Source organism: Dactylosporangium sp. NPDC048998 (assembly GCF_043197855.1).
In the GTDB taxonomy this organism is placed as follows: domain Bacteria; phylum Actinomycetota; class Actinomycetes; order Mycobacteriales; family Micromonosporaceae; genus Dactylosporangium.
This window is the reverse complement of record NZ_JBICTV010000011.1, coordinates 214,517-231,261: the sequence shown is the minus strand read 5'-3', so window position 1 is coordinate 231,261 and position 16,745 is coordinate 214,517. Positions and strand designations below refer to the sequence as shown.

At 74.5% G+C, this 16,745-nt stretch carries 15 protein-coding genes and 1 pseudogene; 14 read left to right on the top strand and 2 right to left on the bottom strand.

Annotation, left to right across the window (positions count from 1 at the left end; all coding sequences use genetic code 11):
• A partial coding sequence (locus ACGFI8_RS25795) for a tetratricopeptide repeat protein (protein ID WP_392808656.1) occupies window positions 1-1,756 on the top strand: 1,756 nt, incomplete at its 5' end.
• Complete coding sequence (locus tag ACGFI8_RS25790; protein ID WP_392808655.1) at window positions 1,753-2,763, top strand: HAD-IIA family hydrolase; 1,011 nt, start codon at window positions 1,753-1,755, stop codon at window positions 2,761-2,763. The genes ACGFI8_RS25795 and ACGFI8_RS25790, both read left to right, overlap by 4 nt.
• Window positions 2,764-2,827: 64 nt before the next feature.
• Here the strand turns inward: ACGFI8_RS25790 and ACGFI8_RS25785 are convergent, their stop codons facing one another.
• Window positions 2,828-3,166, bottom strand: coding sequence for an SCP2 sterol-binding domain-containing protein (locus tag ACGFI8_RS25785; protein ID WP_392808654.1), 339 nt, complete (start codon window positions 3,164-3,166; stop codon window positions 2,828-2,830).
• Window positions 3,167-3,275: 109 nt separating this feature from the next.
• Between ACGFI8_RS25785 and ACGFI8_RS25780 the strand changes: the two genes are divergently transcribed.
• The 6 genes and pseudogenes from ACGFI8_RS25780 to ACGFI8_RS25755 all read left to right on the top strand — a co-directional run.
• Window positions 3,276-3,953: a hypothetical protein gene (locus ACGFI8_RS25780; protein ID WP_392808652.1), complete on the top strand. Its 678-nt coding sequence runs from the start codon at window positions 3,276-3,278 to the stop codon at window positions 3,951-3,953.
• Window positions 3,950-4,180: a hypothetical protein gene (locus ACGFI8_RS25775; RefSeq protein ID WP_392808650.1), complete on the top strand. Its 231-nt coding sequence runs from the start codon at window positions 3,950-3,952 to the stop codon at window positions 4,178-4,180. Before ACGFI8_RS25780 ends, ACGFI8_RS25775 begins: the two co-directional genes overlap by 4 nt.
• A gap of 21 nt (window positions 4,181-4,201) precedes the next feature.
• Window positions 4,202-4,999: a TlyA family RNA methyltransferase gene (locus ACGFI8_RS25770; protein WP_392808648.1), complete on the top strand. Its 798-nt coding sequence runs from the start codon at window positions 4,202-4,204 to the stop codon at window positions 4,997-4,999.
• 88 nt (window positions 5,000-5,087) lie between these two features.
• Entirely contained in the window at window positions 5,088-6,029 is a 942-nt protein-coding gene (locus tag ACGFI8_RS25765; protein ID WP_392808645.1) for an NAD kinase, read from the top strand.
• A gap of 38 nt (window positions 6,030-6,067) precedes the next feature.
• Window positions 6,068-7,819: a DNA repair protein RecN gene (gene recN, locus ACGFI8_RS25760; protein ID WP_392808644.1), complete on the top strand. Its 1,752-nt coding sequence runs from the start codon at window positions 6,068-6,070 to the stop codon at window positions 7,817-7,819.
• 100 nt (window positions 7,820-7,919) lie between these two features.
• Window positions 7,920-8,369 (top strand): annotated as a pseudogene (locus ACGFI8_RS25755) (DedA family protein); the annotation flags it as partial.
• 114 nt (window positions 8,370-8,483) lie between these two features.
• On the opposite strand, the gene ACGFI8_RS25750 reads toward ACGFI8_RS25755, so the two are convergent.
• A complete protein-coding gene (locus tag ACGFI8_RS25750; RefSeq protein WP_392808642.1) occupies window positions 8,484-8,702 on the bottom strand; it encodes a PASTA domain-containing protein in 219 nt (72 codons plus the stop codon).
• Between the two features lie 205 nt (window positions 8,703-8,907).
• Between ACGFI8_RS25750 and steA the strand changes: the two genes are divergently transcribed.
• From steA to ACGFI8_RS25720, 6 genes are read left to right on the top strand one after another with little or no spacing between them, the layout of a single operon-like run.
• Entirely contained in the window at window positions 8,908-10,080 is a 1,173-nt protein-coding gene (steA, locus tag ACGFI8_RS25745) for a putative cytokinetic ring protein SteA (RefSeq protein WP_392808640.1), read from the top strand.
• Window positions 10,081-10,096: 16 nt separating this feature from the next.
• A complete protein-coding gene (locus tag ACGFI8_RS25740) occupies window positions 10,097-11,044 on the top strand; it encodes a copper transporter (RefSeq protein WP_392808637.1) in 948 nt (315 codons plus the stop codon).
• 7 nt (window positions 11,045-11,051) lie between these two features.
• On the top strand, window positions 11,052-11,906 hold the full coding sequence (locus ACGFI8_RS25735) for a hypothetical protein (RefSeq protein ID WP_392808671.1): 855 nt from the start codon (window positions 11,052-11,054) through the stop codon (window positions 11,904-11,906).
• Complete coding sequence (murJ, locus tag ACGFI8_RS25730) at window positions 11,903-13,501, top strand: murein biosynthesis integral membrane protein MurJ (RefSeq protein WP_392808636.1); 1,599 nt, start codon at window positions 11,903-11,905, stop codon at window positions 13,499-13,501. The genes ACGFI8_RS25735 and murJ overlap by 4 nt, the downstream gene beginning before the upstream one ends.
• Window positions 13,502-14,596: a glycosyltransferase family 4 protein gene (locus tag ACGFI8_RS25725; protein ID WP_392808635.1), complete on the top strand. Its 1,095-nt coding sequence runs from the start codon at window positions 13,502-13,504 to the stop codon at window positions 14,594-14,596.
• Entirely contained in the window at window positions 14,596-16,725 is a 2,130-nt protein-coding gene (locus tag ACGFI8_RS25720) for a hypothetical protein (RefSeq protein WP_392808634.1), read from the top strand. Before ACGFI8_RS25725 ends, ACGFI8_RS25720 begins: the two co-directional genes overlap by 1 nt.
• Window positions 16,726-16,745 lie beyond the last annotated feature (20 nt).

Genomic DNA, 16,745 nt, shown 5'->3' with positions numbered 1-16,745 from the left:
CTTCCGCGACCGCGACGGTGCGCCGCGTGGGGATCGGCCGTCGGGCTTCCGCGACCGCGACGGTGCGCCGCGTGGGGATCGGCCGTCGGGCTTCCGCGACCGCGACGGTGCGCCGCGTGGGGATCGGCCGTCGGGCTTCCGTGATCGTGATGGCGGCGGGCGTGGGGATCGGCCTTATCGGGATCGTGACGGTGGGCCTCGTGGGGATCGGCCGGGCGGGTTCCGTGGTGAGCGGGCCGGCGGTGGGTTCCGGGACCGCGATGGCGGGCCTCGTGGGGACCGGCCGTCCGGGTACCGCGACCGTGACCGCGACCGCGATGGTGGTGGGCGCGACCGCGACGGTGGGTTCCGCGATCGGGGCGGGAATCGGCCCGGGTATCGGGACCGTGACGGGGACACGCGCCCCGGTGGGTTCCGGGACCGGGACTCCGGCGGGCGCGCCGGCGGGTTCCAGCGCGGCGAGGGGCTGCGGCGCAGCGACGCCGGCGGGTACCGGCCGCGCACGAGCGACCCCGGGTTCGTCAGCAGCGAAGAAGCGGGCGAGGAGACGGTCAGCCGGGTCGCCGACCCGGTGCTCGCGGACGACATCGACGCCTCGGAGCTCGACCGGGAGGTTCGGGCGGAGCTGAGCTCGCTCGCGCGGCCCGTGGCCGAGGAGGTCGGTCGCCGGCTCGTCGCGGCGGGGCAGCTGATCGACGACGACCCCGAGCTGGCGCTCGCGCATGCGCTCGTGGCGCGGCGGAAGGCGTCCCGGATCGCGGTGGTGCGCGAGGCGGCGGGGCTCGCGGCGTACCACGCCGGGGAGTGGCAGACGGCGCTCGGGGAGCTGCGGACGTACCACCGGATGACCGGGCGGCAGACGCACATCGCGGTCATCGCGGACTGCGAGCGGGCGCTCGGGCGGCCGGAGAAGGCGATCGACCTGTTCCGGACCGCGGACCGGGAGCGGCTGTCGGCCGAGGAGATCGTGGAGCTGCTCATGGTCGCCGCGGGGGCCCGCGGGGACATGGGGCAGCACGACGCGGCCGTCGCGATGCTGCAGGTGCGGGAGCTCACGTCGGCGCCGGAGGCGCCCTGGGCCGCGCGGCTGCGGTACGCGTACGCCGATGCGCTGCTGCGGGCCGGGCGGCGGGAAGAGGCGCGGGAGTGGTTCGCCCGGGCCGCGGACCTGGACGAGGACCTGCGCACCGACGCGGCGGAGCGGCTGCTCGAGCTCGACGGGATCACGCTCGACGGGGACACGGACGAGGAGTCCGACGAGCAGGACGGCCGGGACGAACCGGCCGGCCGGGCCACGGACGACGAGGACGACGACGTAGACGACGAGGATGACGACCGCGACGAAGACGACCGCGACGACGATGACGTAGACGACGATGACGTAGACGACGATGACGACGAGGACGATGACCGCGACGACTACGACGACGAAGACGACTACGACGACGATGAGTACGACGACGAGGACGACGAGGACGACGACCTCGACGACGACGATGACGACGTAGACGATGACGACGACTACGACGACGAGCGCGACGGGGACGCCGACGTCCACGACGGCGACCGTGAAGGCGACGAGGACCGCGAGGACGAAGACGGCGGGGACCGTGAAGACGGGACCGGCCAGGGAGCCGATCCGGACGGGGCCGTGGGTGACGACGAGCGGGACGGGGACCACGGCGACACTGAGCCGGTGACCACACGGGACGAGACGACGCAGGCCGGAGGCCGCGACGGGACGGGTACGGCGTGAGCGGGGCCGGTCCGGAGGAGGACGGCGGCGACCTGGTCGGTCACTACGACCTGGTGATCTTCGATCTTGACGGGGTGTTGTACCTCGTCGATCAGGTCATCCCGGGGGCGGCGGAGGCGTGCGCGAGGCTACGCGAGCGGGGTATCCCCAGCGCGTACGCCACGAACAACGCCTCGCGGCTGCCGGGCGACGTGGCCGCGCTGCTCACCCGGATCGGCATTCCCGCCGAGCCGCGTGAGGTCGTCACCTCGGCGCACGCCACCGCGCTGCTGATGGCGGAGCGGTTCCCGGCCGGGACGCCGGTGCTCGTGCTCGGGGCGCCGGCGCTGCGCGAGGAGGTCGCCGCGGTCGGGCTGACGCCAGTGACCGAGGCGGAGCAGGCGCGGGTCGTCGTGCAGGGGTACGGGCCGGAGGTGCGCATGCGCGACCTCGGCGACGCCGCCGTGGCGATCCGCGGTGGCGCGGCCTGGATCGCGACCAACGCCGACAAGACGCTGCCGTCGCCGCGCGGGCCGCTGCCGGGCAACGGGTCGCTGGTCGTGGCGCTCGCAACGGCGCTGGGGCGCCAGCCGGACACGATCGTCGGCAAGCCGGACCCGGGGCTGTTCCTGGAGGCGGCGCGGGAGCGGGGTGCGCAGCGGCCGATCGTCGTCGGGGACCGGCTGGACACGGACATCGAGGGCGCGTACCGGGCGGGGATGGACAGCCTGCTCGTGCTGACCGGGGTCTCCGACGCCGCCGAGCTGCTCGCGGCGCCGGTCGAGCGCCGGCCGACGTTCGTGGCGGAGGACCTGCGCGGGCTTTTCGAGGCGGCTCAGGCGGTACCGCGGGAGGGGCAATGGCAGGTCACGGACCGTGACGGACGGTGGGAGCTCGCGGGCGACGGACGCCCGGTCGACGCCCTGACGGCGCTGTGCCAGGTCGCGTGGGCGGCGGGCGAGGTGCGGCCGGTCGTCGCGGCGGACGAGGCCGCGCAGGCCGCGCTGAAGTGGCTGAAGCTGGCCTGAGACGAGACCATGCGCGGTGCGGCGACATCGTCGCCGCGGTCGCGCTGAGGCGGTCGCGCGGGCTCTACAGGAGCTTGCGGAGCTTCAACATGTCCAGCACGCCGGCCTCGATCTTGATGCGGCCGCTCGTCCACGCCGACATGACGTGGAGCCCGCCGTTGACCAGGGAGACCAGGTCGTCGCTCGACGAGGTCAGCTTGATCTTGGCGCGGGGGTCGTCGCCGTCCTGGAGGTCGATGATCTGGCCGTCCTTGAGCCGGCCGTGGAACGCCACTTCGAGATCGGTGACGCGGCAGGCGAGGGAGCGGTCGAAGTCCAGCTTCTCCCGTGCCTCGGCGGCGTTGGCCGCAAGTCGCTCTGCCAGCTTCTGCAGTGCGGCCCGACACTCGTCAACCGTTGCCATCGCGTGAATCTCCGTTGTTCTGCGGTTCTGTGGAATGTGACGGTACCGTACGGCGTCGCGGCTCGCCCGGTAGCGTGATGGCGTACACCACTTGGAGGAGAGACGCAATATGGCGCAGGAAGCATGGCGAGCGTATTTGGAACTCGCCTACGGCATGACCGAGGCCACCACGAAGAAGGCGACCAAGACGGTCCGGCGCCTGGTGGGTAAGAGCGGCGCGACCGCCGAGCAGCTGCAGACGATGGCCGAGGACCTGCTCAAGGCGGGCTCGGCGAACCGTGAGGCGCTGACGAAGCTGGTGCGGTACGAGCTGGATCGGGCGCTCGGCGCCGTCGGCCTGGCGACCGCGGACGAGGTGTCGGCGCTCACCTCCCGCGTGCACGAGCTCGAGGCGCAGCTGAAGGAGGCGACCGTGCGCGCGGTCGCGCCGGTGCCCGAGCCCGCGCCGCCGGTGGGTGCCGAGGAGATCGAGGAGGCCCCGGCGGCGCCGGCGGCGAAGACCGCGCCCGCGAAGAGGGTGGCGAAGAAGACGGTGGCGAAGAAGGTCGCGGCGCCGGCCGAGACGGCCGCCCCGGCGAAGGCTCCGGCGAAGGCTCCGGCCAAGGCAGCGGCTCCGGCGAAGGCTGCGGCTCCGGCCAAGGCGGCCCCGGCGCGGCGGGCGCCGGCGAAGAAGGCCGCGGCGAAGGCCGCCATCGAGACCGTCGCGGCGGCCTCGGAGGTCGGGCCTGTCTCGGACAAGCTGCCCGTGAAGAAGACCACGCGCAGGCCCCGTAAGGCCGCGTCATGACGGCCCCGGTTCCCGGCCCCGTGCCTGGTGAAGGCCCCCGTCCGGGGCCGGTGCCCGGGCCGGGCGCTGTGCCGGGCCCGCCCGGCGCGGCGGTGGTCGGCCGCGTCGAGGCGGCGGTTGCGGCGCTGGGCGAGGTAGCGTCGCTTCCGCTGCGGCAACAGGTCGGGGTGTACGCCGACGCGCACCGAACGCTGCAGGAGACGCTGAGCACGATCGAGGAACGCTGAGCATTCAGGAGCTGCTGGCAGATGGCGCGCCGGAACCGACTCGACGCTGAGCTGGTGCGCCGCGGGCTGGCCCGCTCCCGCGAGCAGGCGGCGGCGCTGATCGCCGCGGGCCGCGTGGAGGTGCGGGGCACCACCGCGGGCAAGGCCGCGGCCCAGATCGACCCGGCAGACCCGGTGCGGGTGCTGGAATCGGCGACGGACGATTACGTGTCGCGGGGCGGGCACAAGCTGGCGGGGGCGCTGGACGCGTTCGGCGCGCTGCCGGTCGCGGGGCGACGCTGCCTCGACGCGGGTGCCTCGACCGGCGGGTTCACCGACGTGCTGCTGCGCCGGGGCGCGGCGGAGGTCGCGGCGGTCGACGTGGGGTACGGGCAGATCGCCTGGTCGCTGCGGACGGACCCGCGGGTGCAGGTCATCGAGCGGACGAACGTGCGCACGCTGACGCCCGAGCAGATCGGCGGCGCGTGCGAGTTGACCGTGGCGGATCTCTCATTCATCTCGCTGCGGCTGGTGCTGCCCGCGCTGGCGGCCTGCACGACCCCGGGCGGCGACCTGGTGCCGATGGTGAAGCCGCAGTTCGAGGTGGGGCGCGAGGCGCTCGGCGACCGCGGGGTGGTGCGCTCGCCGCAGCTGCGCGCCGCGGCGGTGCTCGACGTCGCCGCCTCGGCCGCGGAGCTCGGCCTGGGCGTGGCCGGCGTGGCGCGCAGCCCGCTGCCGGGGCCGCAGGGGAACGTGGAATTCTTCCTGTGGCTGCGGCGCGACGCCCCTGCGGTGGATCCGGCCGCGGTGAACGACGTGGTGGAAGGGGTTGTGGCGTGAGCGGTACGGAGCGAAGCGGCGCCTGGTCTGGGTCGCTCACCGCGAAGCCTCATCGAGCCAGACTGGGCGCAGTGGCCGCTCACCGGGGATGCAGGTGCAACTCGCGCCGCGGCCGGAGCGAAGCGGAGGTCTCGGCGTGAGCGTACGTGAGGCGCTGCTCGTCACGCACACGGGCAAGGCCAGCAACAATGACCATGCTCGCACGGTGGCGGCGGACCTGCTCGACAACGGCTTCACGGTGCGGGTCCTCGCCGACGAGGCCGCGCAGCTGGACATCCCGCGGGCGGTGCCGGTCAGCGGCGAGGCGGCGGCGCAGGGCGTCGAGATCGTGTTCGCCCTCGGCGGCGACGGCACGCTGCTGCGCGCCGCGGAACTCGCCCGGCCGGCGAAGGCCCCGCTGCTCGGCATCAACCTCGGCAAGGTCGGCTTCCTCGCCGAGGCCGAGATCGGCGATGTCGACAAGGCGGTCCGGGAGATCGTCGAGGGCACGTACACGGTCGACGAGCGGCTCACGGTCGACGTCACCGCCGAGCACGACGGGCGGCTGGTCGGCACCTCGTGGGCGCTCAACGAGGCCACCGTGGAGAAGGGCGCCCGGGAGAAGATGCTCGAGCTGCTCGTCGAGGTCGACGGGCGGCCGCTGTCGCGATACGGGTGCGACGGCGTGGTGTGCGCCACGCCGACCGGGTCGACGGCCTACGCCTTCTCGGCCGGCGGGCCGGTCGTGTGGCCGGAGCTGGAGGCCCTGCTGCTGGTGCCGATCTCGGCGCACGCGCTGTTCAGCCGGCCCCTGGTGATCGCCCCGTCGGCGACGATCACGATCAACGTCGAGCCGTTCACCAGCTTCGCGCTGCTGTCGTGCGACGGCCGGCGGGTCATGGACCTCGCCCCGGGCTCCACGGTGACGGTACGCCGGGGATCCCTCCCGGTCCGCGTCGTGCGCCTGCGTGAGCGGCCGTTCACCGATCGTCTCGTGGCGAAGTTCGGTCTCCCGGTCGAGGGGTGGCGGCACAACAAACGGCATGGCTGAGTGGAGAACTGTCGTACCCCGCGGCTAGTGTTCCTCACGTGCTGGAGGAACTCCGCATTACCGGACTGGGCGTGATCGAAGACGCCACCCTGCCCCTGGGCCCGGGCCTGACCGTCATCACGGGCGAGACCGGCGCGGGCAAGACCATGGTCGTGACGAGCCTCAATCTGCTGTTCGGCGGGCGCGCCGACGCGGGCCGGGTGCGCGCCGACCCGGGGCGCGCCACCGTCGACGGCCGGTTGACGCTGCCCAGGCACGTGCGGGCCGCCGTGGAGAGCCGCATCGCGGACGCGGGCGCGGAGGTCGACGACGACGGCACGCTGCTGATGAGCCGCACGCTGACCGCCGAGGGCCGCTCCCGCGCCCACGTCGGCGGGCGCACCGTCCCGGTGTCGCTGCTGTCGGAGGTCGGCGAGCGGGTGTTCGCCCTGCACGGCCAGTCCGACCAGCTACGCCTGCTACGCCCGGCCGAGCAGCGGGCCGCGCTCGACCGCTATGCCGGGCCCGAGCACGAGAAGCTCCTCGGTCAGTTCGCCGAGCTGTACGGGCGCTGGCGGGCGGTCGAGGACGACCTCGCCGACCGGCGCGCCAACGCCCGCCAGCGCACCCAGGAGGCCGAGCTGCTGCGGCTCGGCCTCGACGAGATCAGCCGCGTCGACCCGCAGCCCGGCGAGGACGAGCTGCTGCGCGAGGAGGCCCAGCGCCTCGAGCACGTCGAGGGCCTGCGCTCGGCCGCGCAGCTGGCGCACGTGGCGCTGGCCGGCACCGGCGAGGGCGACGACGTGGCCGACGTGCTCAGCCTGATCGCGACCGCCCGGCGCACCCTCGAGGCGCAGTCCGGCGTCGACCGGGTCCTCGGCGAGCTCGCCGCGCGCCTCGACGAGGTCGCCACGCTCGCCGGCGACGTGTCCACCGAGCTGGGCACCTATCTCGCCTCGCTCGACGCCGACCCGGGCCGGCTGCAGGAGGTGTACGAGCGGCGGGCCGCGCTGCGGGCGCTCACCCGCAAATACGCCGAGGACGTCGACGGGGTCGTCGCCTGGGCGGAGCACGCCCGCACCCGCCTCGCCGAGCTTGACACGTCCGACGAGCTGCTGGAGGAGCTCGACCGGGAGCGCAAGCGGCTGCACGGCGAGGTCGCCGAGCTCGCGACCACGCTGTCCGCGGCCCGCCGCGAGGCCGCCGTGCGGTTCGCCGCCGACGTCACCGTCGAGCTCGCGGGGCTGGCGATGCCGCATGCGCGGATCGAGGTCGTCGTCGTGCCGAAGCCGGCCGGGAGCGGGCCGACCATCCCGACGCCGTCCGGCGCGGACAGCGGAGTCGGGCCCGACGGGGCCGACGACATCGAGATCCGGCTGCTGCCGCACCCGGGGGCGCCGGCGCAGCCGTTGCAGAAGGGCGCCTCGGGCGGCGAGCTGTCGCGGGTCATGCTCGCGATCGAGGTGGTGTTCGCCGGGGTCGGCGGGCCGCCGACGCTCGTGTTCGACGAGGTCGACGCCGGGGTCGGCGGGACCGCGGCGGTGGAGATCGGCAAGCGGCTGGCCCGGCTCGCGCGCGACCACCAGGTGCTCGTCGTGACGCACCTGCCGCAGGTGGCGGCGTTCGCGGACCGGCACCTGGTGGTGGCCAAGGACACCGGCGGCGCCGTGACGACGAGCGGGGTGCGGGTGGTGGAGCACACGGAGCGGGCCCGGGAGCTGGCCCGGATGCTCGCCGGGCTGCCCGACTCCGACCTCGGGATCGCGCACGCGGAGGAGCTGCTGTCGGTGGCGGATCGGGAGAAGGCGTAGGTCCCCTCCGGGAGCGGGGCCGATAGTTGCTTCGTCGGCGGTAGTCGTTCCGCAGTCTCGTCGTTACTGGGCGTTTGAGCGGCCGCCCTACGTTTCGAGTGTGGTGGATGCGGTTGCGGGGTCGCCGTGGGTGTTGCTCGTGGTGTTCCTCGTGGCCGGGCTCGATGCGATCGTGCCGCTCTCGCCGAGTGAGTCCACGTTGATCGCGGTCTCGGTGCTGGCCGGGACCACCGGGGAGCCGCACATCGCGCTTGTCGTCCTGGCCGCCGCGTCGGGGGCGTTCGCCGGGGACGTGGTGTCGTACCGGATCGGGGTGCGGGCCGGGGCCGGGGTGCTGCGCCGGCTGCGGGGGAAGTCGCGCGGGCTGGCCGCGTACGAGTGGGCGCGGCGGACGCTGCACAGCCGCGGGGCGCAGGTGCTGGTGTTCGCGCGGTACCTGCCCGGCGGGCGGTCCGCGTCCGCGCTGGCCGCCGGGGTGGTCGGATACCCGGCGGTGCGCTTTCAGGCCTGGACGGCGCTGGGGGTGAGCCTCTGGGCCTCGATGGCCGGACTCATCGGGTACATGTGCGGGCTCTCCTTCGGGGGTAGCCCCTGGAAGGCGCTGTTGTTCGCCTATGCGGGGGCCGGCGCGCTGCTGGTCGCGGCGGAGCTGGTGCGGCGCTACTCAGCGCCGGCCGACCAGCAGGTTGACCTTCGTGCCGACGGGGGCGACGGTCAGGGCCAGGGTGGACTGCTCGAGCACGATCATGGTGCCGGCCGGGCCGATCTCGCGGATCACTCCGAGCTCGAGTCCGGCGGCGCGTAGTGCGGCGGTCGCCTCGGCCGGGGTCTGTCCGGCGAGGTTGGGCACGCGGGTCAGGCGGATCGACGACAATGTTTCCATCAGGCGACTCCTCACGATGGACCCTTGCGCTGATGTGAGGCACCGCCGGGCGTCGTAAATACGCCTCCATAGTGTCGGGTGCGCGACACCGTGCGTGAGCTATCGAGGGTGACCGGCGTCACGCCGAAACGTGAAATGGGGCGTTCCACCTGGTCGTGGACATGTCGCGCGGCTTTCGGCGACGGTCCATGCCAGGATGGTGCTGATGCGACTTCCAACCTTGCGCCGCACCCGGCCCGCCGAGCCGGGTGTCATCGCTGGCGTCGTGCGGCTCGATCGGCGGACGAAGCGCCTGGTGGGGCGGCTGCGGCCGGGGGACATCGCGGTCATCGACCACATGGACCTCGACCGGGTGGCGGCCGACTCGCTGGCCGCGTCGGGCGTGGCGGCGGTGCTCAACGCCAAGCCGTCGGTGTCCGGGCGGTATCCGAACCTCGGGCCCGAGGGGTTGATCAAGGCCGGCATCCCGCTCGTCGACGACCTGGGCGAGGAGCTGTTCGACCGGCTCCGCGAGGGCGACTCGGTGCGCATCGAGGGTGACAGCGTGTATGTCGGCGACGACGCCGTCGCCAAGGGCGTGCGGCAGGACGCCGACTCGGTCGCCGAGGCGATGGCCGATGCCCGCGAGGGCCTGTCGGTGCAGATGGAGGCGTTCGCCGCCAACACGATGGAGTACCTCAAGCAGGAGCGCGGCCTGCTGCTCGACGGCGTCGGCGTGCCCGAGGTGCAGACCCAGATCGCCGGGCGGCACTGCCTGATCGTGGTGCGCGGGTACGACTACAAGGCCGACATCGACGTGCTGCGGCCCTACATCCGGGAGTACAAGCCGGTCCTCATCGGCGTCGACGGCGGGGCCGACGCGCTGGTCGAGGCGGGGTACACCCCGGACATGATCATCGGTGACATGGACTCGGTCAGCGACGACGTGCTGCGCTGCGGCGCCGAGATCGTCGTGCACGCCTACCCCGACGGGCGCGCGCCGGGCCTGGCCCGCGTGCAGCGGCTCGGCGTCGAGGCGATCACCTTCCCGGCCGCGGCGACCAGCGAGGACATCGCGATGCTGCTGGCCGACGAGAAGGGCGCGTCCCTCCTGGTGGCGGTCGGCACCCACAACACGCTCATCGAGTTTCTCGACAAGGGCCGCGGCGGCATGGCCTCCACGTTCCTGACCCGGCTCAAGCTCGGCGGCAAGCTCGTCGACGCCAAAGGCGTCAGCCGGCTCTACCGGCAGAGCCTCTCCGGTTCGTCGCTGATTCTGCTGCTCGCCTCGGCGATCGCCGCGATGGCCGCCGCGCTCGCGGTCACCACGATCGGCCGGGCCTATCTCGGCGTCATCGCCGAGTGGTGGGACAACCTGATCTTCACGCTGTTCTCCTAGACGGGCCGCATTTCCTGTGATCAACTTCCGGTACCACGTGGTGTCGCTGGCCGCCGTGTTCCTGGCGCTGGCCATCGGCCTCGTCGTCGGGACCGCGGCGGCGAACGGGCCGCTCGCCGAGAACCTCAACGAGCAGGTCAGCAAGATCACCGACGAGAAGCAGCAGCTGCGCGACGACCTCGAGCAGTCCCGGGCGGAGCTGAAGAAGAACGCCGACTTCGCCGCCGAGATCGCGCCGATGCTGCTGACCAACAAGCTGCCGAACAAGAACGTGCTGCTCATCAGGCTCGACGGCAGCGACAGCAGCGACGTGGGCACCGCCACCGACGGCGTGGCCACCATGCTCGGCACCGCGGGCGCCAAGGTCGTCGGCACCGTCACCGTCAAGGAGAAGTTCACCGCCGCCGCCAGCAACGCGATGCTGCTCGACCTCGCCGAGTCCTCCGCCCCGGCCGGCGTCAGCGGCGCCCTGCCAAACCAGGCCAACGGCGTGGACACCTCGGCCGCGCTGCTCGCCGCCGTGCTCGTCGGCAAGACCGGCACGCCGCAGGTCGAGGGCGCGCGCACCGTGCTCAGCACGTACGAGTCGGCCGGGTTCATCGGGCTCGACGGCGACTTCAAGGCGCCCGCCGAGGCGGTCGTGATCGTCGCCGGGGCGCCCGCCACCGGCAAGGACGCCAAGGACCGCAACGCCGCCGCCCTCACCCTGGCCAGCCGGTTCGACCTGGCCGGGCGGGTCGTCGTGGCCGGGCTGTCGGCCAACGGCCTGGTGTCGTCGGTACGCGGCGACGCCTCCATCGCCCGCTCCATCTCCACCGTCGACAACGCGGTCACCGCAAACGGGCAGGTCGCCGTGGTCATGGCCCTCGTCGAGCGGCTCGGCGGCAAGACCGGCCACTACGGCATCGGCGACGGCGCCAGCAGCCTGCTGCCCAAGAACGCGAGCGTGACCAATGGCTCGTAGCCGCGTGCTGAGGTTTATCGGCGGCGCGCTCGCCGGCCCGGTCGGCGGCGGCGTCGCCCGCGCCGCGCTGCGCGCCCTGCAGGACAACCCCGCGCTGGAGCGCACCAACTTCCGCGGGCGCACCGTCTCGCTCGCCGGCGGCCCGGCGCTCGCCCTCGGCGCCACCGCCGGCGCGATCGTGCACCGGCCCGAGCACGCCGCGGCGAACGCGATCGCCGGCCTCGGCGCCGGGGCCGTCGGGCTCTACGACGACCTCGTCGGCGGGCGGCCCGAGCACGCGGCCAAGGGCTTCCGCGGGCACCTCGGCGCGCTGCGGCAGGGCCGGGTGACCAGCGGCCTGGTGAAGATCGCGGGGGTCGGCGCCGCCGGGCTGGCCGCCGCCGCGCTGCTGCCCCGCAAGCGCGGGATCGACGTGCTGCTCGGCGCCGGGGTCATCGCCGGCGCGGCGAACCTGTTCAACCTGCTCGACCTGCGCCCCGGCCGGGCCCTGAAGGCCGGGCTCGCGGCCGGGACCCCGCTGGGAGCGTCCGGCCCGCTCGGCGCGGCCGGCGCGCTGCTGCCGGCCGACCTCGACGAGCGGATCATGCTCGGCGACGCCGGGGCCAACGCGCTGGGCGCGCTGCTCGGCACCGCCTACACGGCCCGCGCCGGCACGTTCGGGCGGCTCGCGGCCCTGGCCGGGATCGTCGCGCTGACCGCGGCGAGCGAGAAGGTGAGCTTCACCCGGGTCATCGAGGGCCATCCGGTGCTCAACGCGGTCGACCAGTGGGGACGGCGACAGGAAGACTCGAACAACTCGGAAATGTCCGGAAAGCCGGCGGAGTCGAAGCCGCGTAAGCCGTCCCCGTATCCGCGCGGGTGACGGGACGCCGGATCTTCGGCGCGGCGGCACTCGTCGCGGGCCTCACCATGCTGAGCAGGATTGCCGGATTTGCCCGCATTGTGGTGTTCAATGCGACGGTCGGTGCCACCGGCCTCGGCAGCGCCTACCAGGCGGCGAACAACGTTCCCAACATCATCTTCGAGCTCGTCGCCGGCGGGGCCCTGGCCAGCCTCGTCGTGCCGCTGCTGGCCGGCAAGGACCGCGAGACCGTCGGGCGGACCGTGGGCGCGCTGCTCACCTGGGTGGTCCTGCTGCTCACGCCGATCGCCGTGCTGGTCGCGCTGCTCGCCCACCCGCTCGTCGAGCTACTCGCGGCCGGGCAGGGCCCGCAGGTCGTCGACACCGGCGCGGCCATGCTGCGGGTGTTCGCGCCGCAGCTGCCGCTGTACGGGGTGGGGATCGTGCTGGCGGGGGCGCTGCAGACGTACCGCCGCTTCGCCTGGCCGGTCATCGCGCCGCTGCTGTCGAGCCTCACGGTGATCGGCGTCTACATCGCGTTCGGCGCACTGGCCGGGAGCGAGGCCGCGCTCGGCGGCGCCTCCGGCGGCCACCTGCTGCTCCTGTCCGGCGGCACGACGCTCGCGGTCGCGGTCCTCTCGCTGTGCCTGGTCCTGCCCGTGAGCCGCCTCGGGCTGCACATCCGGCCCACGACGCGCCTCGACGTCGGCGCGATCGCCACGCTCAAGCCCCTCGCGATCGCCGGGATCGTCACCGTCGGCACCCAGCAGCTGGTGTTCGGGCTCGCCATCCGGCTGGTCAGCTACGGGCACGACAAGGGCGTCATCGTCGTCTACGGCCTCGCCCAGACGATGTTCCTGCTGCCGTGGGCGGTGCTCGCGGTGCCGGTGGCCACCACGACCTACCCGGCGCTGGCCGAGCACGGCTACGCCGGCGACCGGGCCCGCTTCGCCGCCGCGCTCGCGCCCGCGGTGCGGGCGGTCGTGCTGCTCAGCTGCCTCGGTGCGGCCGGGCTGATCGTGCTCGCCCGGCCGATCGCGGTGCTGCTGAACGCCGCCTCCTCGCACCCGCCGGCGATCGGGCCGCTCGCCGCCGGGATCGCCTGGTTCGCGCCCGGCCTGCTCGGCTACGGCCTGTTCGCCCTGCTGTCGCGGGCCCTGTACGCCGGCGGCAACGCCTACCCGGCCGCGGTCGCCACCGCGATCGGCTGGGCGGCCGCCGCGGCCGCCTCGGTGTTCCTGGCCGTAGCGCTGCCCGTCGCCGACCGGGTGGCCGCCGTCGCCGCGGCGAACTCGTTGGGCATGCTGGTGCTGGGGGCGGCGCTGCTGGTCGCGGTGCGGAGCCGGGCCGGGTCCGAGGCGCTGGCCGGCACCTGGCGTACCGCATCCATCTCGGTCGTTTCCGCCGCGGCCGCGGTCGGCGCCGGGCTGTTCGTGCGGGCACATCTGACAACCCCGGGTGTGGCCGGGGCCCTCACGCAGGGCATGCTGTGCGGAGTCGTGGTGGCGGCGGTGTTCCTCGCCGGGGCGGCGGTCGCGGACCGGCGGACCCTGTGGCGATTGGTCGGAGCCAGATCGATCGGAGGCAGGCCGATCCGAGGAAGAAGGGACGGGTAGGTGGGCGCCCGCATCGCGTTGGTCCTGGCGTCGAGCACGGGCGGCATCGGCCGGCACGTCGGCATGCTCGCCGAGGGTCTGGTCGCGCGCGGCCACGAGGTCAGCGTGCACGGGCCGGCGGCGACCGAGGAGCAGTTCGGCTTCGCGGCGCGCGGCGCGCGGTTCGTGCCGGTGGAGATCCCGGCCAGCCCGCAGCCGGGCGACGTGCTCGCGGTGCGCGCCCTGCGCCGCTCGGTGCGCGGCGCCGACGTGATCCACGCGCACAGCCTGCGCGCCGGGCTCGTCGCCGCGCTCGCCCGGCCGTCCGGCACCCCGCTCGTCGTCACCTGGCACAACCTGGTGCTCGCCACCGGCCTGCGGGCCAAGCTCTACCACCCCCTCGAGCGGCGGGTCGCCCGCGCCGCCGACGTCACCCTCGCCGTCTCCGGCGACCTCGTGGCCCGCGCGCGCGAGCTCGGCGCCCGCGACGTGCGCCTGGCCAAGGTGCCCGCGCCCGTGCCGCGGCCCGTGGCCCGCGGCCGCGACCAGGTCCGCGAGGAGCTCGGCGCGGAGCCGGAGCAGCCGCTGGTGCTCGCCGTGGGCCGCCTGCACCCGCAGAAGGGCTTCGAGACGCTCGTGTCCGCCGCCGCGCGCTGGCGCGACCGCGAGCCCGAGCCGTTCGTCGCGATCGCCGGCAGCGGGCCGTCGTACATGTCGCTGGCCCAGCGCATCTCCGTCGAGCAGGCCCCGGTGCACCTGCTGGGCAACCGCGACGACGTGCCCGACCTGCTCGCCGCGGCCGACCTCGTCGTGGCGACCAGCGTCTGGGAGGGCCAGCCGCTGTTCATCCAGGAGACCCTCGCCGCGGGTGTACCGCTGGTGTCCACCGCCGTCGGGGGCGTCCCCGAGCTCGTCGGCCAGGCCGCGCGGCTCGTCGGGCCGCACGACGTCGACGCCGTGCACGACGCCGTGCTCGGCCTGCTCGACGACCCGGCCGCCCGCGCGGAGCTCGGCCGGCTGGGGCTGGTGCAGGCCGCCACCTGGCCGACCGAACAGGACACCGTCGAGCAGGTCGAGGCGGTGTACGCGCAGCTGCGCGCCCGCGGGGAGGGCTGATGCGGCAACCGCTGCATCGGCTCACCCCCGCCCTGCTGGCACTGCTCGCCGGCCTCCTCGGGCTCGTCGCGCTGGTCCCGCGCCCGGCCGCGGCGCCCGCCGCGCCCACCGCCGACTACGTGCTGATCGTCGGCGTCGCCGGGCTGCGCTGGGACGACATCACCGCCGCCGACACCCCGGCCATGTGGCAGATGGCCCAGGGCGGCGCGATCGGGGCACTGTCGGTGCGCTCCGCTCGGCGTATCACCTGCGCGGGCGACGGCTGGCTGACGCTCGGGTCAGGCAACTTCGCGATCTACACGCCCGGTGCCGTGACACCGACGTGCCCCGGGCTGAGCGTGCCGATCGACCTGAACAACTCGAGCGCCTCGCTGCCCGACCAGGGCGACATCGTCGCGCGCAACCGCGGCCTGCACTGGGGCGCCCAGCCGGGCGCGCTCGCCGAGGGCGTGCGGTGCACCACCGCGATCGGGCCGGGCGCGGCGCTGGCCGCTGCCCGCCCGTACGGCCGCATCGACCGCTACTCCGAAAACCTCAACGACGGCCTGCTCTCCGCCTGCGCGCTGACGCTGATCGACCTCGGCCAGATCGCCGGCGACGACCCGGTGGCCCGGGCCGCGGACGCCCGCCGCGCCGACGCCGCGCTCGCCTCGATCCTCGCCGCCCGCCCCGAGCGCTCGGTCGTCGTGCTCGCCGGCCTGTCCGACCTCGACGCCACCAGCCGGCTACACGTGGCGATCGCGCAGGGCCCCGGGTTCACCGGCGGCTGGCTCACCTCGCCGTCGACGTCGCGGCCCGGGTACGTGCAGGTCGTCGACCTCGCCCCGACCGCGCTCGCGGCGCTGGACCGGCCGGTGCCCGGCAAGCTCTTCTCCGGCAGCGCCGCCTCCACCAGCAACAGCGGCCGCCCGTCCGACGTCGCCGCGGCCATCAGCCGGCTCGCCGACGCCGACCGTGAGGCCAGCGTCCAGCGCCGGGTCGGCACGAACTTCTTCACCACCCTCGTCGTCGCCGAGCTCCTGCTGTTCGTCGCGGTCGTGCCGCTGCTGCGCCGGGCCCGGCGCCCGGCCGGGCCGCTGACCCACCGGCCCGTGCCGCGGCCGATCGTGCGCGCCGCCGAGGTGCTGCTCATCGCCGCCTGCCTGGCCGTGCCGGCGGCGCTCGTCGCCGACCTGCTGCCGTGGTGGCGCTGGGCCCGGCCCGGCCTCGGCTTCGGCGGCGTGACCCTCGCCGTCCTCGCCGTCGCCACCTTCGCCATCGCGTTCCTCACCGCCCGCAGCCGGGCGATCGCGCCGCTCGGCGGCGTCGCCACGATCGCCGCCCTCGCCGTCGCCTTCGACGTGCTCACCGGCTCGCGGCTGCAGCTCAACGGCGTCGCCGGGTATTCCGCCGTGGTCGGCGGCCGCTACGCCGGCGTGGGCGTCATCGGCCTCGGCCTGCTCGTCGCCGGCGCGCTGCTCGGCGGCGCGGCCATGGCCCAGCGCTTCGAGCGGCGCTGGCGCCCGTTCGTCATGGCCGTCATCGGCGCGGTCGGGATGGTGGTGATCGGCAGCCCGTACCTCGGCGCCGACGCCTCCGGCGCGGTCGCGCTCACCGCCGGCGTGTGCGTGGCCGCGGCGATGGCCGTGGGCGGCTGGCTCACCGTCACCCGCCTGCTGTGGGCGGCCGGCGCCGCGCTGTTCGTCACCGCGGGCTTCGCCGTGCTCGACCTGTTCCGGCCCGAGGAGCAGCGCAGCAGCGTCGGGCGGCTGCTGGTGCGCACCCAGGACGGCACCGCCGGGTTCCTCGCGCGCCGCATCGGCGAGGCCGACGTGGTCACCACCGTCACCAGCCCGCTGACCGTGCTGGTGCTGGGATCCCTGGTGTACGCCACCTTCGTCCTGCTGCGCGCCTGGGGCGGCCTGCGCCGGCTGCTCGGCGTCTTCCCGCCGGTCCGCGGCGCGCTGTCCGGCCTGGTGGTCGCGAGCCTGCTGGCCGGCCTCGTCGAGGGCGTGTCGTTCAACGTGCTCGGCGCCGCCCTGGCCACGGCGCTGCCCCTGGTCGTGCTGTCCTGCCTGCGCGTGCTCGACCACGCCGACGACCGCAGCCAGCCCGCCCCGCGCGTGCCCGAGGCGGCCCTGGAGAGCTGACCGGCGCTCGGGCCCGTGCG